The 24,590-nt window shown below is 45.0% G+C and carries 19 protein-coding genes; 6 read left to right on the top strand and 13 right to left on the bottom strand.

Annotation, left to right across the window (positions count from 1 at the left end; genetic code table 11):
• Nucleotides 1-22: 22 nt before the first annotated feature.
• From QZ176_RS04600 to QZ176_RS04575, 6 genes are all read right to left on the bottom strand, one after another.
• Entirely contained in the window at nt 23-1,810 is a 1,788-nt protein-coding gene (locus QZ176_RS04600; RefSeq protein WP_295151500.1) for an AAA family ATPase, read from the bottom strand.
• The gene (gene mtaB, locus QZ176_RS04595; RefSeq protein WP_295151499.1) at nt 1,779-3,011 is read right to left on the bottom strand and encodes a tRNA (N(6)-L-threonylcarbamoyladenosine(37)-C(2))-methylthiotransferase MtaB; all 1,233 of its coding nucleotides are present in this window, start codon (nt 3,009-3,011) and stop codon (nt 1,779-1,781) included. Before mtaB ends, QZ176_RS04600 begins: the two co-directional genes overlap by 32 nt.
• Nucleotides 3,008-4,717: a mechanosensitive ion channel family protein gene (locus tag QZ176_RS04590; protein ID WP_295151498.1), complete on the bottom strand. Its 1,710-nt coding sequence runs from the start codon at nt 4,715-4,717 to the stop codon at nt 3,008-3,010. The genes mtaB and QZ176_RS04590 overlap by 4 nt, the downstream gene beginning before the upstream one ends.
• Nucleotides 4,714-5,745: a 3-dehydroquinate synthase gene (gene aroB / locus QZ176_RS04585; protein ID WP_295151497.1), complete on the bottom strand. Its 1,032-nt coding sequence runs from the start codon at nt 5,743-5,745 to the stop codon at nt 4,714-4,716. Before aroB ends, QZ176_RS04590 begins: the two co-directional genes overlap by 4 nt.
• A 43-nt stretch (nt 5,746-5,788) precedes the next feature.
• A complete protein-coding gene (locus QZ176_RS04580; RefSeq protein WP_295151496.1) occupies nt 5,789-7,207 on the bottom strand; it encodes a TrkA C-terminal domain-containing protein in 1,419 nt (472 codons plus the stop codon).
• Between the two features lie 287 nt (nt 7,208-7,494).
• On the bottom strand, nt 7,495-9,744 hold the full coding sequence (locus QZ176_RS04575; protein ID WP_295151525.1) for a TonB-dependent receptor: 2,250 nt from the start codon (nt 9,742-9,744) through the stop codon (nt 7,495-7,497).
• 227 nt (nt 9,745-9,971) lie between these two features.
• Between QZ176_RS04575 and QZ176_RS04570 the strand changes: the two genes are divergently transcribed.
• Both QZ176_RS04570 and QZ176_RS04565 read left to right on the top strand, forming a co-directional pair.
• Nucleotides 9,972-10,805 (top strand): YihY family inner membrane protein, encoded by an 834-nt coding sequence (locus tag QZ176_RS04570; RefSeq protein WP_295151495.1) that lies wholly within the window; start codon nt 9,972-9,974, stop codon nt 10,803-10,805.
• A 244-nt stretch (nt 10,806-11,049) separates the two neighbouring features.
• On the top strand, nt 11,050-11,457 hold the full coding sequence (locus tag QZ176_RS04565) for a hypothetical protein (protein ID WP_295151494.1): 408 nt from the start codon (nt 11,050-11,052) through the stop codon (nt 11,455-11,457).
• A 74-nt stretch (nt 11,458-11,531) separates the two neighbouring features.
• Here the strand turns inward: QZ176_RS04565 and QZ176_RS04560 are convergent, their stop codons facing one another.
• The 6 genes from QZ176_RS04560 to QZ176_RS04535 form a co-directional block, all read right to left on the bottom strand.
• The gene (locus QZ176_RS04560; RefSeq protein WP_295151493.1) at nt 11,532-11,768 is read right to left on the bottom strand and encodes a hypothetical protein; all 237 of its coding nucleotides are present in this window, start codon (nt 11,766-11,768) and stop codon (nt 11,532-11,534) included.
• A gap of 235 nt (nt 11,769-12,003) precedes the next feature.
• The gene (locus tag QZ176_RS04555; protein WP_295151492.1) at nt 12,004-12,759 is read right to left on the bottom strand and encodes a septal ring lytic transglycosylase RlpA family protein; all 756 of its coding nucleotides are present in this window, start codon (nt 12,757-12,759) and stop codon (nt 12,004-12,006) included.
• Between the two features lie 13 nt (nt 12,760-12,772).
• Nucleotides 12,773-13,771: a lytic transglycosylase domain-containing protein gene (locus QZ176_RS04550; RefSeq protein ID WP_291936754.1), complete on the bottom strand. Its 999-nt coding sequence runs from the start codon at nt 13,769-13,771 to the stop codon at nt 12,773-12,775.
• Nucleotides 13,768-14,565: a TatD family hydrolase gene (locus tag QZ176_RS04545; RefSeq protein ID WP_295151491.1), complete on the bottom strand. Its 798-nt coding sequence runs from the start codon at nt 14,563-14,565 to the stop codon at nt 13,768-13,770. Before QZ176_RS04545 ends, QZ176_RS04550 begins: the two co-directional genes overlap by 4 nt.
• A gap of 125 nt (nt 14,566-14,690) precedes the next feature.
• The gene (locus tag QZ176_RS04540; protein WP_295151490.1) at nt 14,691-16,214 is read right to left on the bottom strand and encodes an AAA family ATPase; all 1,524 of its coding nucleotides are present in this window, start codon (nt 16,212-16,214) and stop codon (nt 14,691-14,693) included.
• On the bottom strand, nt 16,208-17,083 hold the full coding sequence (locus tag QZ176_RS04535) for an NAD(+) kinase (protein WP_295151489.1): 876 nt from the start codon (nt 17,081-17,083) through the stop codon (nt 16,208-16,210). The genes QZ176_RS04540 and QZ176_RS04535 overlap by 7 nt, the downstream gene beginning before the upstream one ends.
• An 83-nt stretch (nt 17,084-17,166) precedes the next feature.
• Between QZ176_RS04535 and aspS the strand changes: the two genes are divergently transcribed.
• The 4 genes from aspS to ppa all read left to right on the top strand — a co-directional run bounded on the left by aspS (nt 17,167) and on the right by ppa (nt 20,662).
• On the top strand, nt 17,167-18,921 hold the full coding sequence (gene aspS / locus QZ176_RS04530) for an aspartate--tRNA ligase (RefSeq protein WP_295151488.1): 1,755 nt from the start codon (nt 17,167-17,169) through the stop codon (nt 18,919-18,921).
• Nucleotides 18,918-19,499, top strand: a complete 582-nt coding sequence (locus QZ176_RS04525) for an adenylate kinase (RefSeq protein WP_295151487.1) — start codon at nt 18,918-18,920, stop codon at nt 19,497-19,499. Before aspS ends, QZ176_RS04525 begins: the two co-directional genes overlap by 4 nt.
• Before the next feature lie 203 nt (nt 19,500-19,702).
• Nucleotides 19,703-20,134 carry a NirD/YgiW/YdeI family stress tolerance protein gene (locus tag QZ176_RS04520; RefSeq protein WP_295151486.1) on the top strand — a complete coding sequence of 144 codons (432 nt, stop codon included), beginning with the start codon at nt 19,703-19,705 and terminating at the stop codon, nt 20,132-20,134.
• A 9-nt stretch (nt 20,135-20,143) separates the two neighbouring features.
• Nucleotides 20,144-20,662 (top strand): inorganic diphosphatase, encoded by a 519-nt coding sequence (gene ppa, locus QZ176_RS04515; RefSeq protein WP_295151485.1) that lies wholly within the window; start codon nt 20,144-20,146, stop codon nt 20,660-20,662.
• Nucleotides 20,663-21,423: 761 nt separating this feature from the next.
• Here the strand turns inward: ppa and QZ176_RS04510 are convergent.
• Nucleotides 21,424-24,492, bottom strand: a complete 3,069-nt coding sequence (locus QZ176_RS04510) for a TonB-dependent receptor (RefSeq protein WP_295151484.1) — start codon at nt 24,490-24,492, stop codon at nt 21,424-21,426.
• Between the last annotated feature and the right edge of the window lie 98 nt (nt 24,493-24,590).

The raw sequence follows: 24,590 nt of genomic DNA, 5'->3' as shown, positions 1-24,590 counted from the left end.
TCCTTTATTAGAATTTTAAAATTTAATCGAAATTTAGCGTGCTGTCTTGCGGCTTTTCTTCAGAGCTTTCGCTATCTTCTTTGGACTTTTGCAAATCTTGCTCTTGCGTGAAAGCGCCCTCTTGCTCCACACCATCAGATTCGCAAATCTTTTGAACATCCTCGAAAGTTATGAACTCATAGACGAAAATTTGCTTTGAAATTTGATTTAGCTTATCCTGCATCGTGCGGATTATCTCGCTTACCTCGTCGTAGCAATCTTGCAAAATTTTATTCACGCTCTGCGCGCTAGGGGTGAAACTATCGCCCATCGCGAGCTCAAAAACCATCTTTTGCGCCAGCGCGATAGCTTGTTTTACGTCGCTAGCAGAATTTGAAAAAGCGTCGTTTTTATGGATCTGTAGCGCCGCCATACCGCTTAAAAGCACTTTGATTTGATTTAAAATTTGCGTTTTGGATTCGATCTCGAAATCCTCGTTTAAAAATTTATCGTTTAAAAGCTCGATCTTTTCGAAATCAAACGAATACCAATACGCGCTAAGCGCCTTTGCGCCCTGATAGAACGCCTGAATCTCCTTTTCGTATTCGGTGAGAATTCTACTTTTTTGCACGCCGTAAAAGACCCTCATTCGCACGTTTTCAAAATCGCTAAGCTCGATCGTATCGCTGCCGCGCTTAAGAGCGTTGATCGCGGCTTCATTTACCAGCGTCGCTACTCCAGCGCCGCTAAAGCCCACGCAGAGGCGGCTTACTTTGTTGATATTCGCGCTGCATCTTTTGCCCTCGAGGTAAATTTTTAAAATTTCGATGCGGTCTTTGTAGTTCGGAAGCCCGATGAAAACGCGCCTATCAAAGCGCCCCGAGCGCAATAACGCATCGTCGATCAAATTTATTTTATTGGTCGCGCCGATTACCATCACGCCGCTATTTTCCTCAAATCCGTCCATCTCGGTCAGCAGCTGATTTAGCGTCGCTTCTCGCTCATCGTTGCGTCCGATGCCGCGCTTGCCGCCAACTGCGTCGATCTCGTCGATAAAAATAATCGCGGGCGCGCAGGATTTGGCTTTCGCAAACAGCTCACGAACCCGCCTAGCACCGACGCCCACAAAGACCTCGGCGAAGCTTGCGCCGCTTTGGTAAAAAAACGGCACGTCCGCCTCGCCCGCTACGGCTTTTGCGATAAGCGTTTTACCGACGCCGGGCTCGCCGATCATTAAAATTCCTTTCGGCAGTTTGATGCCGAAATTTCGGTATTTTGCGGGATTTTTTAAAAAATCCACGATCTCGATTAGCTCGTCCTTAACCTCGCTGATGCCCGCGACGTCGCTAAATCTAACGTCGCTAACGCTTGGCGAGAGATCGCCGAGCTCTGCATTTGCGCTGCCGCCTTGACGCGCAGTGCCCACGCCGTCCATCCTGCGGCGCCGCGCTAAAACGGTTTCAAAATAATATACAAAGAGAAAAAATGCGAACGTAAAAATTACCAAGATCGCGCTGATACCGCCGCTTTCGTTATCCTCTTCCTTTGTAATCAAAGCGTGGTTGGAGAGCTCTTTTAAATTAACGATATCGGTTAAAATTTTATAGCGTTTGCCGTCGTAAACAAAGCTTAGCGTGCCGTCCTCGATATGCGCGCGCTTGATCTGATCTTTTCGTACCAGCTCGCTAAATTCGCGCTCGGTGATGTATCGCGAATCGTCTTTAAAATAAACGATCGAGAGCAAAACGATAAGCAGCACTAAAAAAATCAGAATTATATTTAGCTTGCTTTTTTTGATTTTATGCAAAATTTCCATCAAATTTAACCTCATAATCTCTTATCTCCATCCATTTTTTCGACAAATCCTCATCGCTTTTGATCCAAATTTTATCATAAAATTGATCATATCCTTCATAAAACTCTCCGTTTTTCCGCTCGATCAGTACATTTAGCGGCACCTTGTGCGAAAGACGAAATTTATAATTATTCAGCGCCGTTATGTTCTGTAGCATCTTTAGCCGCGCCTTCGCCGTTTTGCCGTCTATGCGGCCTTTTAGCGACGCCGAGGCGGTGCCTTGCCGCGGCGAAAAGATAAAGGCGTGCAGATGCGTGAGCGGAAATTTTTTGAAATTTTCTACCGCCTCGAGCCAAATTTCTTCGCTCTCGCCCGGATGCGCGACGATAAAGTCCGTCCCCAGCGCAAACCCGCGCTCCGCAAGCTCGCAAAAAAGCTCCAAATCCCTTAGCGCGGAATTTCGGCGGCGCATTATGCTTAGCATCTTTTGCGAAGTGTGCTGAAGCGCGATGTGCAGATGCCGCTCCAGCCAGGGCTCGGATAGAATTTCGCGAAAGCTCGCATCGATCTGCGAGGGCTCGATGCTGCCTAGGCGAATGCGGCGAATTCCGCTGATCGCGCCCAGCTTTTGAAGCAGCGCGCCCAGGCTCGTGCCAGCGGATTTGCCGTAGCTTCCGATATTGGTGCCGGTTAGTACGATCTCGCTAAAGCCGTTTGCGGCAAGGCTCGTCGCTTCTTTTAAGATCGCGTCTTCAGAGCTGCTGCGCGAGCGGCCGCGCACGGAGGGGATTATGCAATAGCTGCAGTTAAAATCGCACCCCTCTTGAATTTTAATAAAGGCCTTGGTGTGATCCTCGTAATCGCTTACCAGGTTTTTTTCGACGCTACTTAGATCGCCGATATCGTAAAATTTCGACTCCGAGCCCAAAAACTCGTCGATCTTTTCTTTTTGCGACATCCCAAACACCCCGAAGACCGCGCCGTTTTTATACAGCTCCTCGCCGCGCGAGACCGCGCCGCAGCCGGTTAGCAATATCTTTTTGCCGAGGCGATTCATCTTATTTACGTAGTTTCGCACGTCTGCGTCGGCGCCGTTCGTAACGGTGCAGGAGTTTATCACGACGACATCCGCGCCCTGCTCGTCGTGCGTAATCTCGCCCGATTTGAGGTTGCTTTTGATAAGCTGCGTATCGTAGATATTGGTGCGGCATCCAAAAGTTTTAAAATAAATTTTCAAATTTCGCTCCCGAATCCGCTTCCTGTGGCAAAGCCCGCACCCTGCGCCGCTGCGTTTAAATTTTGTGAGCCTTGCTGCTCGGAGCCGAGATCTTGCGCCCCAAAATTTCCGCCTGCAGCCGCATAATTTTTGCCGTTAAAAAGCGTGTAAGCAGGATAGGCAATCTTGATGTCGGGCTCGCTTCTTAGGGCGTCTAAAATTTCAGCCGAGATGTTGCTGCGAAGCCCGAGCGTCGCATAAGAGTTCGTCATATACCAAACCGAAATTTCAATGCCGTATGGCTCAAAAAAGCTGAAAATTCTAGGCTCGACGTTTGGATTTTTGATGCTGTATTGCGAGCGCAACTGGCTCATCTGCTTTTTGGCGATGTCGGTGTAGCCCTTAGAATACTTCCGCACGATGTTTTTTATGAGATACATCGCCTTTTTATGGTTGCTATCAAATGTTAAAAGTATGCTGATGCCGTCCCAGACGGTCTTAAGTCCGCTATGGGTGTAGTTTGAGATAAGATCGGTAAAAATATAATTATTCGGTATGAAAATTACCCTGCCTGCGCGTTTATTTTCTCTCCACGTAGTCATAGTAACGTCCTCAAAAATCGTCATCCTAAGCACTGAAATATCGATGATATCGCCTACGTAGGTCTCGCCGTTTTTATGTACTCTGATTCGATCGCCCACGCGAAAGCTGCCGCCGAGCACGATCGTAAGCCAGCCTAAGGAGCTCATAAACATATCTTTCATCGCAATCGCAAGACCGGCAGAGGCAAAGCCTAAAACCGTCACGAAGTGCGTCATATTCTCGATGTAAGAAAAGAGCAGTATCAGCGCGATCAGAGTGAAATTTAAAACGTTGATAGCTTTATTTACAATATAAAAATTCTCGTCGTTTTTGATATATTTTTTCGCCACTACCTTGCAGAAAAACGACAGTGCGATGACTACGAGTATCCATACGGCGATGTTTCCCGCGCGCTTGATTTGAGCTTTTATATCGGCGGTCTGCACGGCGATTTGGGAGTTGATCTTTTTTTCGTAAACGTCGTACGTGGTCTGCGCGATCTCGTATGCGGAGCTAAACTCACTAAGCTCGTAATCTAAGCTTTTAAGCTCCGCCGCAGCGCTTGCGTCCGTATCAATCTGGATCAAACGCTCATATAGCGCCCTTTTTGCTTCAAGTTTATCGATTAAAGCTTTAATATTTTCGATGGCGTTTTTCTGCTCCATCTTTTGAGCTTGCAAATTTCTAATCGTAGAAAAACCGGAAATTATCGAAAAAGGGTTGGTAATGCGCGCAGGCTCTGGAGTTTCAGGCATCGCGATGATATCTAAAAACGGAGATTTTTCATACTCTTTTAGCAGTATGAGCTGCTCTTTTACGGCGCGAAGTCTTTTTTGAATCTCTGCGATCTTATCGGTGCCGGCGTTCTTTTTTAGCTCCGCTTCGAGCTGGCTGGATTGCTTTTGTAAATTTTGATAGCCGATGAAATTTGAAAAGCGAGAGACCCAGATATTATTTTTGATCTCATCGTCAATAACACGGATCTGATCTTTTAGCGTCGCGGATAACTTGGAATTTTCATCTTTCTTCTCACTAGCAGCGGAGCTAGCGTTGGATTCTAAGCGCGTGTGCGTGGCGGAGAGCGTAGAATTTGCCTCGCTAAATGCAAGATTAAAAATCAAAAAAATAGCTGCAAGCACTCTCATTCAAACTCTTTCAGCGCTGCGATTACTTCATCTTTTGCGATCTCTTTGGAAGCGTAGAATTTACCGATGCCGTCGGGCAGGATAAATTTTATCTTGCCGTTTTCGCTTTTTTTATCGAGAAAAAACAGCTCGTAAAATTCCGCTGCATCCTCTACGTGGAATTTTATCGGAAGCGCGAATTTTTGAAGCACTTTGCGGATTCGCTCCTCCTCAAGCTCATTTAATTTACCAAGATGGCGTGCTAGCGCATTTGCCATCACCATGCCGATCGCCACAGCCTCGCCGTGCAAAAATTTTTTATAATCAGTAATTTTTTCGATAGCGTGAGCAAAGGTGTGTCCGTAGTTTAACACCGCGCGCACGCCGCTTTCGCGCTCATCACGCTCTACGACGCCCGCTTTAATCTCCACGCAACGAGCGATTACGTACGAAATTTCATCGGCGCTTTTTAGATCGTGCGTCTCGAAAAATTTAAATAGTTCGACATCAAAGCATACAGCCATCTTTACCGCCTCTGCAACACCCGCCGCAAATTCTCGCGCAGGAAGCGTCGATAAAAATTTGCTCTCGCAATAAACCGCGCGCGGCTGATAAAATGAGCCGATTAAATTTTTGCCGAAGCGATTATTCACGCCCGTCTTGCCGCCGACGCTTGCATCCACTTGCGCTAGCAAGGTCGTAGGTATATTGATAAAATCGATGCCGCGTTCATAAATACTCGCGCAAAAGCCCGTTATATCGCTAATAACACCGCCACCAAGAGCGATGAGCGTGCTTTTGCGATCAAGCTTGGAGCTGAAAAGCTGCTCTAAGATTTGCTCCACGCTCGCGGTATTTTTATACTCCTCGCCGTCCGGGATCGTGATGATAAATTTTTGCTCGCAATCTAGCCGCTGCAGTAAGAAATCAAGCCACAGCCCGCCTACTTTGGGATTTGTGATGATCGCTACCTTGCCTTTGAGTTTGATCTCTTGCAATTCGTCGATAAAAACGCTGTATTTTTTACCTAAATTAAGATCGATTTTCATACGCTAGCCTTTGATTTTTGGGTAATTGTAACATAAATTTCGATTACTTTTCATACCCGTAATCGCTCGGAACGAAAATTTGATGATTTTTGCCGAGCTTAAAATACATCTGATCCAAATCCTGATTGAAAATCGATGTGAGCTTGCGCGCCAAAATTCTATCATTAAATGGCACAAATTGTAGCAGATCTCGCTCGCTGCCTAGCGCTAAAATCGGATTTTGTCGCTCGCAAGGAATCACGAATAAACTCTGCTTAAAAAGCTTCGATAAGCTCACGTAGCTTTGCGCAAACTCGCCCTTTTCGCTCTCGCCGAAAAGATACAAATACACGTCTAGCCCTAGCTGCGAGCTGATGTCAAAGACGATGCTTGATTCCTCGCGAAGCCGCTCGCCGGCACTTAGCACGACGCTTTTACGCACATCTTTTAGCTCGCCCTCTCCAAGGCTTAGCACCGGAATTTCAAGCGCTTTAAGTGCTGCTTTTTTCGCCTCAAAAACTCCGCTTGAGCAAACTACCAAGCCTGCTTTATTTTCGCTCACGTCGCGCTTTAAATTTAATTCGCCCGAGTAATCGATGAGAATTTCAAATTTATCCCGCTTGCACAGAGCTTTAAGCTCGCTAAAAGCGTCGTTTAGCAGAGGATTTAAAATTCGCAGATAAATTTTATGATTTCTAATATGCAAATCCAAAAACTCAAGCGCTCTAACCGTCCTAGCTATCTCGTCGCTGCTCATTTTTTTCATATCAATTAGCGCGAAAATATTTAGCCCAAACGGCGATGGAAATTGCCCGCTTTGCTTTTTTACTTCAGCAAACACCACTCGCAGCGCGCTCGGCTCACCAACGACCAAGATCGTATCATTCGGATATATCCGCGAGCCGGGTGTCGTTACGATGTAATTATTGTGACGGTAGATCATCGGAATTTGATATTTGGCATTAGAAAGCGTGCTGATTTTTTTATACGCAAACGAGCTTCCTACGGGCACTTTTACCTCCATTATCTCTCCGCGTCCAAGCCCGATGTTATCAGCAAAAACGGGACTGTCCGGCAAAAAGCCGATGAAGCGCGAGGAATTTAGCGCGAGGGTATTTACGATTTTTACGTGAGCTTCATTTTTATTCTCGCGCAAAAGTCCCCAAAAATCGGCCACGTAAAGCTCTAAATCCGGAGCGAGCGTCTTTAAATTTTCAAGCGTTACTTTAGTGTCAAATTCATCCTCCATTATCACTATGCAGCGGTCAAATTCCTCTTCTGCTAGCACCACGCGCAACCGCTCAATGCTAGTAGGATCAAAAATTTCGACTGAAAAATTTGACTCGTTTTCAAGCTCTGCGGGCACAGCATCCATATTTTTAGCTATGACGCGATATGATCTGATGACATCTTTGATTTTACAAACTTTGGATAAAAAATGGCGCGCAAACTTTCCGCTTGCGATGATTAAAACTTGTTTCATTGCTCTCCGTTTCGTGGTTTTGCAAAGATTATAACCAAAAACGGCTAAATTTTAAACCGCGCGATAAAATTTGCGGGCGAGCTTAGGCGCGGCGACTTAAAATTTTAAGATCGAAATTTTAAAATCAATGTTTAAAATTCCAAAATCCGAGGCTTAAATTTTAAAATAATTAAAACTAAGTCTCGTTAAATTTAGTCTTGCTGCTTAGAGCGATAAAATTTCATAAATTTAAAAGCGGCGCCATAATCATTCGCGCCGCTCAACTAAAAATTTTCAAGGCTTAGGGCTTAAAATTTCACCTCCGCAGAGAGCATGAAGCTTCTGCTCTCGCCCAGCGTTACGCCGTTTGCCGAGCCTAGTACGCTGGTTACGTTAAGTCCGCCCGCGCCGTCGGCGCTCGCAGGATACATTCCCGCCCAGTACTTTTTGTTAAATACGTTATTTACATTGAAACGTAGCGTGGTCTTATCGCCCAAAAGATGCTCGCTCGTATATCTGACGCCGATATCGGTAACGAAAAAGCTAGGCGTGTGCTGGGTATTTAGATCGTCCAGATACATCTTGCCGGTGTAGTGGAAATTCGTACTGATCGCAAGCTTATCGGTGCCGGGGATCACGTAATCAAGCATTAAATTTGCATTGATTTTAGGGATGCCGTTTGCGACCTTGCGATTAGCACCCGCGATACTTACGTTATGCATCTTAGGATCGATGTAGGTAAAGCCTCCTAGCACACTTAAATTTTGCGTAATTCGTCCACCGCTCATAAACTCAAATCCGCGGTTGCGCTGCTCGCCATTTATGCCGTAGAGTCCGGTAGAGCTATTTAGATACGCGATAGGTCTGCGGATATCGAAATACGCTACGCTAAAATCGATCATATCTGCTACGCGAATTTTAGCGCCAATCTCGTGCTGCTTGGAGCGATACGGCGACGTGGAGGCGACCTCGCCGTTATGCGGACCGCTATTATAAACATAGGTAGAGCCCTGTTGCAAGCTATCTGCGTAGGTGTAGTAGATACTGGCATCCTCTATCGGATGGAAGATCAGGCTTCCCGCCCAGCTATAGCCAGAATCGCTATAGGCTTTGACAAGTCTTTGCTGGCGGGCATTGTAGGATTCCTGCCTCATCCACGCCTTAGATGCGCTTAGCATCACGTCAAATTTATCGTTTATCGTGATATCATCTAGCACTGAGACGTTATACATATCCAAAACAGCGTAGTGATACAGCCCACTTCCGCGCCTAGCACCGGTGTAATTTAGAATTTTAGGATCGTAGATATTACCTATAGTAGGTGAAGTGTAGTCAGTGCTCGCGTTTTTATATCTATCCTGCGTCCAGTGATATCCGTTGGTCTGCACGCTGAAATCATGTTCGATATCGCCCGTGTTAAACTGCGTATTGGCCTTGAGATAGCCGCTTGGCAGGTCAAATCTATATGCCGCCGTAGCACCGCCGCTGTGTCTGGTTTGATAATCGCCCGACTTCGTATATTGCGGATGTGTGCTAGGCAAGATATAATTTACAACGCCATGAGTGTCGCGATCGGCGCGCTGAAACTGAAAGCCGCCCTCGAAATATAGCCTATCCAGCGGCGAATATTTAAATTTAACGCTAGCCGTGGTAGTTTTTAGATGCATGCCTCCAAAGCTCTGCCCAAGACCGCGCCTTGAGGAATCGACCGCCTTTGGAAGTACTATTCCGTCAACGATCTTGCCGTCTTTAACGCCTAAGGCAAACTGCCCCGCAAAGCCCTTGGTATTGTGCTCGTAATAGCTCGCCGCGGTTTCGAACGTTAGATCGCCCGTCGGATAAAATTCCATCGTGATGCTGGCTAAGCGGCGCTGCAAATTTGAGCCCTTCGGCTGTCTGTCGCCGTTGGATCCGTAAAACACCGCGCGGTAGCCGAATTTTTCAAATTTATTCGATAGATCAAGTCCCAGTCCCAGGTTGCTTCGCGACATGTAATCGCCCCAAATTATATACTGATCTTTTACCGGGCGTTTGCGCGTGTAGCTGAAAATGCCCACCGGGTTTTGTGCGCCGTAGAGCGAGCCCGCGACGCCGTTTTGCACCTGAAAGCTCTCAAACATCGCCATCGGAATCGCCGTCGTCGAAATAGTATAAAAGCCGCCCCAGAAGCTGTTGCCTACGACGCTGCCCTCAAAGCCGCGCGTCTGCGGGCGGCCTACCGTAGCGCCGCCGCGCATCTGAATCTGCGCGGACGGGAAGTATTTGACCGCCTCCTCGTAGCCGGTGACGCCTTGGTGGTTCATGATCTTCTTGCTGATCGTGTTGATCTGATACGGAAGATCCAAAGCGCGCTTGCCCGCAAGCAGGCCTTGTTGCACGTTTTTGCTCAAAAAGCCCTCGTCGATGCCGCTCTCGCTGATATTATCGCCGACGGAATTTACCTCGATTACGCCCATATTCTGCGATTTTTCAGGCGCAGAATTACCGCCACTTTGCGCTGCAGCTAAACTACCGCATAGCAGACACAAACATGCCGCTAATGAAATTTTAAATTTCATCGTTTTCCTTCGTTCCATTATTTTCCCTTCGTTATGGATATATTTAATATTATTTTTTAGCATATTAGAAAAATTTTCCTAAATTTAGACTAAATTCGAGATATAAATTTATATATTTGTAGTCGCATTTTTGCAGTTTAAAATTTCATAGACGATATACTGAGATACAAAAGAAAAATTGCGCAAATTTATATGAAATTCTAAATTTTTAATGTAAAATCGCCCGTATGAAAAAACTAATACCGGCGCTTAAGCAAGCGCAAAACCGACTCAAAAATTTCTTCCGCCTCTACGATACCGAGCTCATGCACCATGCATCAAGCCTTAGCTTTCACACGATTCTGGCGCTACTGCCGGTGCTGATGGTCTCGCTTAGCGTTTTTATGCAGCTACCAAGCTTTAAAGGCTACTATGATAAGATTATGGGATTTATTTTTTCAAACTTCCTGCCCGCAAATCAAGCGAGCATGGCGCACTATATCGAGGAATTTATGGCTAACGGCCTAAGCCTTGGCGTAACGGGCTTTTGCGCAGTATTAGTTACGTCGGTGCTGTTTTTCGGAGATTTTGAAGCGATTATCGCGCGAATTTCGCATTCGCCCGAGCGGAGCTTTTTTAAGAGCCTAAGCACCTACTGGACGCTGATGACGCTCGCTCCTGTGGGGCTTGGAGCATCGTTTTATATCAGCGGCGAGCTTCAGGAGCTACTAAATAAAACCGAGCTTACGAGCTGGATAAATTTGCTTAAAATTCTACCCTACTTAATCGTTTGGGGGATCTTTGCGATCACTTACGCTACGGCGATCAACCGCGAGATCCGCGCAAAAGCAGTGCTTGCCTCATCGCTCGTAGCATCGATTTTATGGTGGCTTTCAAGACTGGTTTTCGCGCAATACGTCTTTTATAACAAAACCTATCTTAGCATCTACGGCTCGTTTTCGGTCGCGCTATTTTTCTTTCTGTGGATCTACATAAGCTGGATTTTCTACCTATACGGCGTGAAATTCTGCGTATTTTTGGACGCTAAATTTAAAAGAGGCGACGAGCGACAAAGTGCTTGAAATTTTTAAATTTCATAACGAATTTTACGAAAGATTATAGTAAGAATTGACGATAATCGTATATTAATTGGCTGTTTAAACGATAAGTTATCGTCAGTAAAAGGATTAAATTTGAATTCTCGTCTTTGTTCGGTCTATATACGAGCGATCTACTTTAAATTATAGAATTTCTCAAGGAGGGCTAGATGGCGTTTGTTGCGGAATATATTAATATGATATTTTAAGCAATATGAACGAGCTATTGATGAAACACAATTACACATACCCAATCCAGGATAATGATACCGATTGGATGAATTGGGTTATCGATAAGCAAAGAGATGCTTGGCTTATTCATGTATGTTTGGCATCTATGCCGGATCCGCGAGATGGATTTACGGGTGAGGATATTTGGTTGCTTCACTATAAAGGTAGAGATATTGAGCTTGATATAAGACGAATTTATGACGAGACTACAAGTAAAATGCTCGTGGATAATCCGTTTTTTATCAAATATAAGCTAGAAAGTATAAATTCCAGCACTTACAGAATTTCACTGGACGAGCTTTATAAAATTTTAAAAGAAGCTCTAGCGGAATACGGCAATCGCGGTATTAGAGGTAGAGAAAATTTGCCAAAAGAAAACGAAGTCGTAACTTTTTTGCACTATTAAAATTCAAACAGACGATGAGCTGCGTTTAAATACCTCTGATATTTCGCCATCCAAATTTAATATTTTCTACTGCGCTATAAAACGCCCCACTCTTTTTTATATTCGTTTATTATCTCATCGGGCGTTTTTTCTCCCTTATCAACCATGATAAGATCGATTATATCTTGCTCGTTTGCAAACATACCCTCTATCGCGTGGTTGCAGATGATAGATCTGTTTTGCTCGTATTGTTCTACGCTCAGCCCGTCTTTATATTTTTCAAGTATAGCCGAACTCTTTTCTAAACTATAAACTTCCGGATATTTTTGCATGCTTTATCCCCTAGCAATATAAAATTTTATCAGCTGCGGCGCCCTATTAAAAAACAAAGCTCAAGCAGGCAGGCGCACTTTTTGCTACAAATAGCTTGCAAGTAGCCTGCACTTCGCCGCAGCTAAAGCAGATAACTATTAGATGACGGGAAATTTTACCGCAAGTAGCTCACAAATAAATTTGACAAAGCCCTTATCGAGAAAAAGCGAAGGTAAAAGCCGTCAAATAAAACTGCTACTCCCTTACGATAAAAGCTCCAGTAAACTTGCCATTATGCGCGAAATCTCTCGCCTCATCCTCGCTTTTAAATCCGCTTAAAAAGACGCGATAAATTGGCGCTCCATCTATGCTAAATTCTTTGATGATCGCAGGATATCCCGCCGTGCCGTGGTAATCGCGCTGATAAATTTGCGCTCCGCTTCTGTTTCTAAACGCACCGATTTGCACCATAAAATTTCCGCCGACGATGGTTGCTTTCGGCGAGCCTTTGGTGATAGTATGCCCATAAAAACCCACTACTTCGAGCTTTACAGGCGCCGTACCTTTGGCAAATACGCCCACTAGATTGGCAGCTGTTTTGCTAAGATCAATGATGCGACCATCCACGAATGGACCGCGATCGTTGATGCGCACGGTTGCGGTAGCTCCGGTGTCACGATTCGTGACCTTTACCATAGTATTCATTGGATAGGTTTTGTGCGCGGCAGTCATGCCGTTCATATCGTAAATTTCGCCGTTTGAGGTGTATTTGCCGTGAAAATTCGGCCCATACCAGCTGGCGATACCTATCTGGGTATCGCCGACACTTACCTGCTCTGGATAGTAGGTTTTGCCGTTGATTTTATAAGGGCGCATGGTGGCGGGAGAGTTTTTGCCGATCTTGCCCGCACCGCCCGCAGACGATCTAGACGACGGTGCGGTGCGAAATGAGCAACCGGCAAGAATCAGCGCAAAAAGCGCACTAAAAAGAGCGATTTTCTGGTACGACACCTGCGATCCGATCTTATTTGTTGAATTTTATATTATTTAGCGCTATTTCGTTTTTGTCTTTGAGGCTAAGCTCGTTCGCCAAACCTGCTAACACGCGTCCTGGCTTGCGCTGTTTCAGACGTGGTTCATACGCTTGAAACGCGCCTTGATTTACGACAAATTCTGCATATTTGCTTTGTGGGATATAAAAAAAGTACTTGCCGTTAAGCGGCGAAATTCCGTTTTTAATATGCGCGTTGTAATCCTGCATCTGCGACGGCGAAATTCCGATCTGTTTTGCAACCGCGCTTAGCTTTGTGCCCGGAGCTACGGCGATACGCTTTAGCCCCCACGGCTCGCTTTCAAAAAGCAGAATTTTACGCATATTTTCATTTTGAGCGATGTAAGCGTATTTGATAATGCGCTTGATAAAATTCTTAGTCTCATTAGGAAGTGCGGGACTTTTTAGCAAGCGATCCAGATCGTCGCTGCCAGTAGCTGCAATCGCATTTTTAAGCTTTTGATCACCACAATTATACGCCATTAGCGCTAAATACCACTTGCCAAAATTTTGCTTCAGATGCAAAATATACGAAAACGCAGCATCCGTAGAGGCTGCAGGATCGCGACGCTCATCCACAGCGCTATCTACTCTAAGACCGAAATTTTTTGCAGTCGCCGGCATCAGCTGCCACATACCACCTGCACTAGCGCCTGATGTGACCGTATTTTTAAGATGAGATTCTACCATTGCCAAATACAATAAGAATTCCGGAGCTTCAATGTTATCGACCTCGGATTTGACTAAGTAGGCATTGTGCGACTGTGAAGTCACGATATGCTTAAACTGCTTGCGATCGCTTGCATTGATCGCACGGAATATGCCCGCGACTACGTTTTTGCTCGATTCGTTATTTTCGATGCCGAATTGATTTAAAATATAGTCGTGATTTGCGCGCATCAGACCGGGCTGGCTCGCAAACGCTTCGCCCATTAAAAGCAGGGCTAGCAGTATAAATTTTATGGCTTTCATATCTCTCCTTTGATTTTATCGCCAAAAAGCCTACAGGCGTTTTGAGTCGTTATTGCTTCGACCTCTTCTACGCTTAGGCTTAAAATTTCCGCGACTTTTTCTACCACGAGTCTCGTAAATGCAGGCTCGTTGCGCTCGCCGCGATGCGGATGCGGGGTTAGATACGGTGCATCCGTCTCGATTAAGAGGCGCTCTTGCGGAATTTGCGGTAAGATCTCAGCTAAGTTTTTTGCATTTTTGAATGTCAAAACTCCGCCGATACCGAAGTAAAATCCGTATTCGCTAAGACCTAGCAAAAGCTTGCTGGCATTGAAGCAGTGTAAAACACCGCCGCATAAATCGCCGGCGCGATCTTTTAGAATTCCAAAGCTATCTTCGTTTGCTTCTCGGATATGGACTATAAGTGGTTTTTGAAGTTGTGTTGCTAGATCGATTTGTGAGATGAAGGCGTCTTTTTGGCGGGAGATTTCTAAGGCTTTGGTTTCCTTGCTCTCTTGCTGCTTAAGTCTGAAATAATCAAGACCGCATTCGCCAACGCCCACGCATTTGGGATCGTCAGCATACCGCTTCAGCACCTCCATATCGAAAGAATCTATCTCGTATGGATGTACCCCTACGGCAAAATACACATTATCCCGTGCGTGTGAAATTTTACATGCCTTATCTAGGTCTGCTACATCGGCACCGGGAATGATGATGCTGCGCACGCCTGCAATCGTGGCGCGCTCAATCACTGCGTCCAAATCGGCGTCGAAACTAGCATCGTCTAAATGGCAATGTGTATCTATAATCATAAAACTCACTTGATAAAATTTTTCGAAGCGGATTTTACGTCGTTTTGCAAAATCACACTTAAATTTAAATTAAACGCGGTATTGTAGCAAAAAATTTCAGATTTAAACTTAAGCTTAAAATTCCTTCAGCTTTGCCTTAGTTTTTTAGCGAATTCCAGGGCTTCTGCAGTAATAGTCTCGCCGCTTATCATACGAGCTAGCTCTGTTATTTTCTCATTTTCGCTTAATAATCTCACGCTAGATTTGCCGTTCGTTTTACTTACTAAAAAGTGTGACGCAGCCTTTGAGCTAAGCTGCGGCTGGTGTGAGATCGCAAAAATTTGATAAAATTTTGAAATTTTTACCAGCACGTTTGCGATACTCATCGCCTCTTTTCCGCTTAAATTTGAATCAATCTCGTCTAAGATTAAAATTCCCTCGCCGTTATTTGTAAGCTCCAAGCTTGCCGCGATGAAAGCAAGGCGTAGGCGGTTCGTCTCGCCTGAGCTTAAATTTTTAAATTCCGTCTTGCACAAGCTAACGCAAATTTCGTCCGTGCCGCACTCACTAAGCGCCGTAGGCTTAAAACTAAGCTCCACTCCGTCCATATAAAGCTGCTTTAGATAGGAATTTATCAGATCCTCGAGCCGTTTTTTAGCGCCCTTGCGAGCCTCGCTAATTTTTTCGGCAAGGGTAGCGGTGCTTTCGCTAAGACGTTTAAATTCCGTTTGCAACTTGGTTTTTTCAAAGCTTAACTGCTCGTAATGCTCAAGCTCTTTCTTGCGCGCTTCAAGCGTAGCTAAAGCCTCTTCTATGCTTCCGTAGCGCCTATTTAGCGCGCTAAGAGCTTCGATGCGATCTAAAATTTTCTCTATGTCGATATTTTCGAGCTCGTCTAAATTCAAGCTTTCTTGCTTTAGCCGCAGCTCGTTCATCGCATCCTCAAAAAACGCACTATCCAGTCCGCTAAGACTTAGCGCTTCGATGACGCTGCGCTCCAGCTCAAAAACGCCCTGCGCCCTAGCCCAAAGTTCCTCGATCTTATCTTTTTTACTAAGCTTTTTTTTGATCTGCAAAAGCTCCTCATATTCGCCGATCTTAGGCGATACGCGCTCGATTTTTTCAATCTCGAAGCGAGCAAATTCCTTTAACTCCTCAATCTTGCGCTCTTGATCCAAAATTTCATCCAGCTGCTTTTTTGTGCGGCTAAATTCCACAAAAGCGCTTTGAAGCTCCGATAGGCTTTGCGCGTGCGCCGCATCTTTTTTCGCGGCGATAAAATCAAGTAATTTTAGCAAGCTGTCGCTACTCATTTCGCCGGCGTTTTTCGCGCCTAAAAATTTCACGTATTCGCCGGCGATCGTGCTTAGATTTTTTTTCGAGACCGATTGGGAATTTATAAAGTATCGCAAGCTACGCTCTTTTAGAACGCGAAAGGTATTTGGCATATCGTTTATCAAGCCGAAATTTCCCATATCAAATTGATGCTCTACGTCCGCTTCTATGAGCTCAGCCTCGCATTCTTTAAGCCCGAACACCGCTAAAATCGCGCCTATTAATACCGATTTACCCGCGCCGCTGATACCTGTAAATACGCTAAGTCCTGGGCCAAAACTAAGCTCGCTCTCGCAAAAACCTAGATTATTTTTAATATAAATTCTTTCTAACATCCGCCGTGCCCCCATCTGAGTTTGGCTTTTAAAACGTCGAAATAATCGTAGCTTCTGCGTTTTATTAAATTTGCCTTTGCGTGCGAAATTTTAACGCTCACGCTGTGAAATTCCGCCATATCAAAAACATCTTGTCCGTCGATGACGACGCTAACTTCGGAGCTTCCGGCGTTTTTGAAACTTACGAGATACTCTTTTGGCAAGATCAAAGGCCGCTGCGTCAGGCTGTGCGAGCAGATCGGCGTGACGCAAAACACGTCGCACAGCGGATAGACGATAGATCCGTTCGCGCTCATATTATACGCGGTCGAGCCCACGGCGGAGCTTACGATCACGCCGTCGCCGTAGTAGGTGTTGAAATATTTTCTATTTAAAAACGCATCGATCTTCGCCATCGAAGAGATATGACTGCGGGTAATTACGACGTCGTTAAATGCGGTCTTGCGGACGATTTTGCCGCCGCCGTTTTCCAGTATAACTTCAAGCAAAAACGGGCGCTCGATCTCGTATTCGCCACGCAAAAATTCCTTTAAAAATTTTGCGAATTCGCTAGGCTGCACGTCCGTTAAAAACCCGAGAGTGCCCGCGTTGATACCCAAAATAAAGGCGTTTTTATCGCTTAGCAGCCTCGCAAGCCCGATAAGCGTGCCGTCGCCGCCGAGGCTAATTAAAAAATTGGTCTTTTTTAAAATTTCTGCAAGCGTATGCGGCTTAAGGCCAAAAAATTCCGCTCCGTCCTCTTCAAACAAAAGCTCAATACCTTGCGCTTTTAAAATTTCGCAAATTTGCTCCACGACGGGGCGAATCTCTTCTGATTTTTTGGCTATTAGCCCCGCGAATTTAAGGTTTTTATGAATTTTGTTTTCCATAGTTTTATTTTATAAAAAATTAGCTTTGTAAAAGCAAAATTTAACTATACTTGCGTTTTACAAATAATTTTAAAGGAGTAAATTTGCGAAGTCATTATTGCGCCGATTTGAGTAAAAACGATATCGGCAAAAGTGTAACCGTGTGCGGCTGGGTAAATTCTTACCGCGACCACGGCGGCGTTATTTTTATAGATTTGCGCGACCGAAGCGGGCTTTTACAGCTAGTCTGTGATCCCAAAGATAGCCACTCGGCATACGAGGTAGCAAATACCGTGCGAAACGAATTCGTCCTAAAAGCCGTTGGCAAGATCCGCGCTCGCGGCGAAGGGCTTGAAAATCCAAATTTAAAAACCGGCGATATCGAAGTTGTAGTAGAAAGCTTAGAGATCGAAAATCCAAGCAAGCCGCTTCCTTTCGTAATCGGCGATAAAAGCGTCAACGAAGAAACGAAGCTAAAATACCGCTTTTTGGATCTGCGCGCTGAGGGAAGCTTCGATAAATTTAAGATGCGCTCCAAGGCTGCGATCGCCGCGCGAAATGCTCTTGATAGGCTCGGCTTTGTGGAGGTCGAAACGCCGATCTTAACGCGCGCGACGCCTGAGGGCGCTAGGGATTATCTGGTGCCTAGCCGCGTCTATCCGGGCAGCTTCTACGCGCTTCCGCAAAGTCCGCAACTTTTCAAGCAGCTTTTGATGTGCTCGGGCTTTGATAAATACTTCCAGATCGCGCGCTGCTTCCGCGATGAGGACCTGCGCGCCGACCGCCAGCCGGAATTTACGCAGATCGATATCGAGATGAGTTTCAATACCCAGTACGACGTAATGAGCGTGGCCGAGGAGGTTTTAAAGGATATTTTCAAATCCTGCGGCCGCGAGATCGTCACCCCTTTTAGACATATGGAGTATAAGGACGCGATGGAGCTTTACGGCAGCGACAAACCCGATCTGCGCTACGATATGCCTTTCATCGACGTAGCCGATATTTTTGAAAAATCGAGCAACGAAATTTTTTCAAATTTAGCCAAAGACCGCAAAGCCAACCGCGTTAAAGCCCTAAAAGTCGAGGGCGGCGATCTGAAATTTAGCAAGCGCCAGATGCAAGGCTTTGAGGAATACGTAAAAAAATTCGGCGCGCAGGGACTTGCGTTTATCCAAGTAAAAGAGGACGGTCTAAAGGGGCCGCTAGTAAAATTCTTTGAAAAAAGCGAGCTGGACGAGCTCATCAAGCGCTGCGAGCTTAAAGTCGGCGACGTCGTATTTTTCGGTGCAGGCAAAAAGAAAATCGTGCTTGATTATATGGGCAGATTTAGAATTTTCCTTGCAAACGAGCTTGGTCTTATCGATCCGAACAGGCTTGAGTTTTTGTGGGTCGTAAATTTCCCTATGTTTGAGCAAAACGACGACGGCAGCTACTCCGCGATGCACCATCCTTTTACGATGCCGAACAATCCCGACGAGCCTGATTTGGAGGATATTACCTCGATTGCCTACGATGTCGTGCTAAACGGCATCGAGCTTGGCGGCGGCAGCATCAGGATCCATAAAGCGGACATTCAAGAAAAGGTCTTTAGGCTGCTTAAGATCGAGCCTGCGGAGCAGAGGGAGAAATTCGGCTTCCTGCTTGATGCGCTAAGCTTCGGCGCGCCTCCGCACGGAGGTATCGCGATCGGCTTTGACAGGCTGATGATGCTGGTTACCGGCTCAAGCAGTATCCGCGAGGTTATCGCGTTTCCTAAAACGCAGCGCGCGCAGTGTCCGCTCACCAAAGCCCCTAGCGTCGTTACAGACGAGCAGCTTCGCGAGCTAGGTCTTAGGCTTCAGAAAAAGGAGCAAAAATGAAAAGCCTTTTTTTAATCATCGGCGCTCCTGGCAGCGGCAAAACGACCGATGCGAGTATGATCGCTCAGATGAATCAAAGCATCGAGCACTACTCCACGGGCGATCTGCTACGCGCCGAGGTAGCAAGCGGCAGCGCTCTGGGCAGGCAGATAGATGGCTTCATTTCTAAAGGCAATCTCGTGCCGCTTGATATCGTCGTAAATGCTATAGTTAGCGCAATTAAGAGCTCGCCTAAAGATTTCATCATCATCGACGGCTATCCAAGGAGCGTCGAGCAGATGAATAAGCTAGACGAGGTGCTGCGAGGCGACGATGATGTAAATCTTAGCGCAGTCATCGAAGTGTGCGTCAGCGAGGAGGTCGCCAAGGAGCGTGTTTTAGGACGAGCTCGCGGAGCGGACGACAACGAGGAGGTCTTTAAAAACCGCATGGCGGTATTTTCAGAGCCGATCGAGGATATCCGTAAATTTTACGGCGACGCAGGCGTATTTTACAGCGTAAACGGCGAGCGCACGGTCGAGGAGATCGTAGCGGACATAAACGCTATAATCGCCGCGCAGATCGAAAAACTGGGCTAGCGCGCTTGGATGGCGGCTTAAATTTTAAGTGCCTTTGGTTTCTTTTACATACCGCAAGCGGTGCAGATCGCGCTTAAATTTAACGCGCCCTTTAGCACGACGAGCGCGCTTTGAAATTTATAGCTTGCCGTTGCGCGAGATAGCCAATTTCAAGCGTAAATTTATAAGCAGCTCGCCGTGTAAATTTAAATGCGAGCGCCCAAATGCAAGCGGATTTTAAATTTAATGAAATTTCGGATCTGTTTGCGGACGCAGAGATTAAAATTTTAAGGATAGATATGGTTAGAAAATTTTTAATTAGTATGGTTTTGTGCGCGGCCGCATTCGCTGCGGGCGGGTTCGTGCCAAGCGGCTCCGCGGCGCAAACTCAGCCGTCAAGCGTCAAAGAAGCGCTTAAATTAAGAGATGATTCTTTTGTCGTAATCGACGGCAAGATAAAATCCCAGCTCAGACATGAACATTATCGATTTGTGGATCAAAACGGCGATAGCATCGAGGTTGAGATCGATGATGACGTTTGGCGCGGCGTGAGCGTGGATGAAAATACGCTCGTGCGAATTAGCGGCGAGATCGACAAAGATTTTACCAAAACGACGATAGATGTGAAAAATATCAAAATTTTAAATTCTAAATAAAGGAAAACTATGGATCTTTCAAAGATAAAAGTGGGCTCAAACCCCGATAAAATCAACGCGATAATCGAGATCCCTTACGGCTCGAACATCAAATACGAGATCGACAAAGCAAGCGGCGCGCTCTGCGTAGATCGCGTGCTCTACGGCGCCATGTTTTATCCCGCAAACTACGGCTTCGTGCCCAATACCTTGGCTGACGACGGTGATCCCGCGGATGTTTTGGTGCTAAACGAATACCCGCTTGCCGCCGGTAGCGTGATCCCGTGCCGCTTAATCGGCGTTTTGATGATGGAGGACGAAAGCGGCATGGATGAGAAGCTGCTTGCCGTGCCGGTTAGCAAGATCGATCCGCGATATAACGGCATCAAAGGGGTCGCCGATCTTCCTAAAGCGACGCTGGATAAGATCAAAAATTTCTTCGAAACCTACAAGCTTTTAGAGCCGAATAAATGGGTCAAAGTGAAGGATTTCGCAAGCGCCGCGGAAGCGGAGAAAATCCTAGACAAAGCAATTAAGGCATATAAATAATCCCTTTTTGCGCACTCGGCGCTAAAATTTAATCAAATTTTGACCGATCAGTTCGGTCAAAATTTATCTTTAAATTTTAATTCTACAAATTCTCAAATTTTAAAATATTTTAAATTCCACGCAAATTTTACCTAAAGCCCGCGCTTAGTTTTTTCGCTTGTTTTTCGGCGGTTAAGCTAAGCAGTCTTGAGTTATTCAAATAAAGATTTTTTAAAACTACATTGCGTGAAATGGTGCGACGAGGATCGGAGCTCTACAAGCTAACGGTAGAGAAATTCCGCGAGCCAAAAAGCTTTGCATGGTGCAGTTAAAATTTCAAAATTCGCTATCTTAATTTTGAAAGAGATCGCGAGCGTCATTGCAAAATTACAAAGCTGACATCATCGCAGATAGAATCCTTTGAGTTGCTGCGCTACGTAAAATTTTAAAATTTTAAAGATATATCACAAAATCATACGATGCTATGTAATTGGCAAGCCTCAGATAGCAGTAAAATTTCTTTACCGAAAGCGTAGCGGCATCTGTGTGGTTGCGCGTTTTATAAAATTCTATAAATTTTTTCGCTAGATCGCTGCAGGGTAAAATTTAACCCGCTCTTTTTATACGAGCCCTAGCTGATCTCGAAAGCAGTCGGGAGATTTGATAAACAATACCCTCGTTGATACACTCAAAAAGAAGTTGCGGTTTTACCGAGCCGTTTAAAAATTTTAAAGATTAAAATTTGGACTAGATATTGAATTTAGTCCAAATTTTATTGAAATTTACAGAGTAAGCTCGAAGGTCAGCTTAAAATTTCGCCCCGGAGCGTAGAAACGGTTGATGCCCAGGCTATCTGATTTGCGGACCATATTCGTGGTGCCGAAAGACCTTACCGATCTAGCCGATTCCCAGGTTAGATATTTTTCGTCGGTTATGTTGTAGCAGCCGAATCTGAAGGTTAAATTTTTAGTTGGCTTGGTGTATGCCACTAGGTCTAGCACTTTGTAGCTAGAGCTCAACCAATGCGCTCTGTAATCGGTCACTGGGCGTCCGTTTATATGATCTCCGCTTTGCCTCTCGTTTTTCCAAAACATATTGTAGGTATCCTCGGGTTTTTTGGCCGATACGGTCGTAAGGTATATATCAACTCCGAATTTATCATTTTTCTCGGCGTAGCCTACGTTATAAACCGAAGTCTTAGGCTGTATCGCATTCATCGGCACTAAACCGTCATCATCTGTTAAAATTTTACCCTTTTGCTTCGTAAATTTATATCCTACATAAAATCCGCCTAGGCTATCAGAGATATCGCTTAGATTAAATTTAGAGCTTATCTCGATACCGTGCACCTTGGCTCTTTGTCTGTTTACGTTTTGATACATATCGAAATCAAGTGCGCTATTTGCGTTCGTATTTACCCTTTTGGTGCCTTGATATTCCAGATCTAAGAAGTCTTGATAGTCCGTTTTGAATCTACTAATCGTAATATAACTCTTACTTTCGCTATGAAAGGTAACGGCTACCTCTTTGGTTTTAGCTATTTCGGGTCTTAGATCTACATTCGGCTTTATCGTAAAGTCGGGATGCTTAAACGCAAGATATAGCTCATCCGTAGTAGGCGCCCTAAAGGCTTTTGAATACTTCGTTTGAATTCTTATGAACTCAAGCGGATTAAAATTTAAACCCACGGCATAGGAGTTGTTTTTATACTCCTTCGGCTTTGACATATACTCTATATTTCGCTCGGCATTTGTTGCATTTAGCGCATCCACTTCGGCTTGTTTGGCATCATATTTCCTTCTTGCCTCTACATAATCCGACCAGTTGGGATAGTCGCTCCACTTAGGCTCGGGAAGTGGATTTTTCGCAAGCGGTATAAATAGCCCCTCAACCATACCGTCAGGGATCTTTGGAGTCTTGCCCGGAACATAGCCGGGTTTGTATCTTACTCTATCGTATCTATAGGCTAGATTGAAATCAAAAAAGTCATTTACTATAACGTCGTCCGCTACGTGAAAGACTCCGTTCTTGCTTTCGACCGGTATTAGAAACGATGTTTCCGGATCGGTTCTAGGGCATCTTAGCGCATCCCATTTATCGGCATCTTGGCAATCCGCACCGGGAGAGGTATTTGCCCACCACTGAGGATCCGCTCCGTCATAGCCCGCTCTATTTACCATAGATTTATCGGTTTTTATATATTTTAATCCATATGTAAGGCTATTTTCCATAGTCAAAAGATCAAAATCTTTACTAAAATCCAAGTCAAACTGCCTCGTATCGGTATTTAGATCCCTTTCTTTCCAATCTCTTTCCTTATAGCCTTTTGAGTTGGGTAGGATAACTCCATATTGGTCGCTGGCGATAGATTTATACCAAGTATTCGTTGCGGTATCATATGAGTTTTGCGTTACTTTTTTGTATGTTTTTCCATTACGAGTTTCCTCTGTAATATCAAATTTATATTTACCGTCAGGGGTGGTATATGTTTTTTGAGACAGGTCTATATCTAGTGTTTGATACGGCGCATCCCCCCATCCCGGCGACGGTTTGTAAAGTCTAGTCGTTCCGGAGCAATCAAAAACAGAACAGTCAAAGCCGTATTCGTTTATATTGGTCTGGGCAAAGTCTCTATGCTTATTGCCTTGCGAGTCGGTAAGCGTCGGAAAATTTGTAAAATCCCCGGGCAATCGCTCTCTGGCGACAGTAAAGTCATTGCCGTATTTATCGACTACTTTTGATCCTTTTGGTTGCAGCCCGATTGAATTGCTTGTTTCTGCGCAGTTATCGCCTCTGCAATACTCCTCCGTTCTGGCTCTTTGTTTGATTCTTTGATTAGAGAATGAGAATTTTACACTATCCCAAAGCGGCGTTTCGATAAAATTTTCGTAAGCAATACCTCTATTTTCTCTCTTACTAAGATCGTCCGTGTATCTCTCTCCGAGCTTGCTTTCGAAAAAATCGGGATTAGTGATCGATCTTGGATAGAGCGTATATGAGTAGTCGTTGCCTTTCGATCTATTTTTAGAATCATCATTCATGAGGGTAATTCTATTTTCATCATTTGGCTGAAAGGATATTTTAACTAAGGTGCTCTCTTTTTTGATGGTATAAGGATCGGTTTGCTCCCTCTCTCTTCCTCTTACACTATCGTCGTAAGTGCCATATCCGTAGTTTCTAAGCTCGTGAGAATTTCTATCGGTTCTGATTACTAAAAAGTCAAACCAATTAACTTTTGCAGCAAGAGTATGAGATCTCATTTTCTCTTTATCTCTGCTCGAAATGCCCGCTTTAAAGCCATAAAACCAATTTTTATCGATTAAATAATCCCGTGCATCCTTGGTCTCGAACATAACGGAGCCTCCAAGTGCGCCGGAACCCGCTTTTATCGAGTCTGCGCCTTTGGTGATAGTAGCTTGTTTGACGTTTTCCATCTCGACGCCGTTTCTAGTGTTATTAAAGTTTCCATATCCTTCAAAGATCTCTTTAAAGCCTTGCGAGCTTAAAGTCTCTGCTTGATGAAGTCCGTCTATCGTGATGGCGACGCGGTTTTCGTCCACTCCGCGGATCGAGTAGCCGCTAGAGCCCATCCTACCCGCTTCAACGACGCTAACCCCCGTTTCATATTTTACGAGGTCTCTAGTATCGGAGACTTGCTGCTTTTCTAGTGTTTTGGCGCTCTTTTTAGTTTCGCCGACTTTTTTGGTAAGCGGGTCGCTTTCTACGTTTCCCGTAACATTGATCTGCCCTAAATTTTGGGAGCCACCTTCGCTATCATCCTGTGCAGCTAAAGTGGCCGCGCATAAACAAAGCGCTCCCGCCGCTGCAATAGAAAACCTAAATAAGCTCATTTTGATCCTTTTATAATACTATTTCTCATAGGCGTTATTAAAAAGAGCAGTATATTAGTGAAAAATTCTTTAAATTTAAATTAAAAAGAATTTATTTA

It is taken from the genome of uncultured Campylobacter sp., from assembly GCF_905373215.1.
In the GTDB taxonomy this organism is placed as follows: Bacteria; Campylobacterota; Campylobacteria; order Campylobacterales; family Campylobacteraceae; genus Campylobacter_B.
This window is presented reverse-complemented; position numbering and strand designations above follow the sequence as displayed.

Coding starts and splice junctions, on each gene's coding strand:
- QZ176_RS04600 (WP_295151500.1), bottom strand. CDS start 1,810: ATGAGGTTAAATTTGATGGAAATTTTGCATAAAATCAAAAAAAGCAAG.
- QZ176_RS04590 (WP_295151498.1), bottom strand. CDS start 4,717: ATGAGAGTGCTTGCAGCTATTTTTTTGATTTTTAATCTTGCATTTAGC.
- aroB (WP_295151497.1), bottom strand. CDS start 5,745: ATGAAAATCGATCTTAATTTAGGTAAAAAATACAGCGTTTTTATCGAC.
- QZ176_RS04580 (WP_295151496.1), bottom strand. CDS start 7,207: ATGAAACAAGTTTTAATCATCGCAAGCGGAAAGTTTGCGCGCCATTTT.
- QZ176_RS04575 (WP_295151525.1), bottom strand. CDS start 9,744: ATGAAATTTAAAATTTCATTAGCGGCATGTTTGTGTCTGCTATGCGGT.
- QZ176_RS04570 (WP_295151495.1), top strand. CDS start 9,972: ATGAAAAAACTAATACCGGCGCTTAAGCAAGCGCAAAACCGACTCAAA.
- QZ176_RS04565 (WP_295151494.1), top strand. CDS start 11,050: ATGAAACACAATTACACATACCCAATCCAGGATAATGATACCGATTGG.
- QZ176_RS04560 (WP_295151493.1), bottom strand. CDS start 11,768: ATGCAAAAATATCCGGAAGTTTATAGTTTAGAAAAGAGTTCGGCTATA.
- QZ176_RS04550 (WP_291936754.1), bottom strand. CDS start 13,771: ATGAAAGCCATAAAATTTATACTGCTAGCCCTGCTTTTAATGGGCGAA.
- QZ176_RS04545 (WP_295151491.1), bottom strand. CDS start 14,565: ATGATTATAGATACACATTGCCATTTAGACGATGCTAGTTTCGACGCC.
- QZ176_RS04540 (WP_295151490.1), bottom strand. CDS start 16,214: ATGTTAGAAAGAATTTATATTAAAAATAATCTAGGTTTTTGCGAGAGC.
- QZ176_RS04535 (WP_295151489.1), bottom strand. CDS start 17,083: ATGGAAAACAAAATTCATAAAAACCTTAAATTCGCGGGGCTAATAGCC.
- QZ176_RS04525 (WP_295151487.1), top strand. CDS start 18,918: ATGAAAAGCCTTTTTTTAATCATCGGCGCTCCTGGCAGCGGCAAAACG.
- QZ176_RS04520 (WP_295151486.1), top strand. CDS start 19,703: ATGCAAGCGGATTTTAAATTTAATGAAATTTCGGATCTGTTTGCGGAC.
- ppa (WP_295151485.1), top strand. CDS start 20,144: ATGGATCTTTCAAAGATAAAAGTGGGCTCAAACCCCGATAAAATCAAC.
- QZ176_RS04510 (WP_295151484.1), bottom strand. CDS start 24,492: ATGAGCTTATTTAGGTTTTCTATTGCAGCGGCGGGAGCGCTTTGTTTA.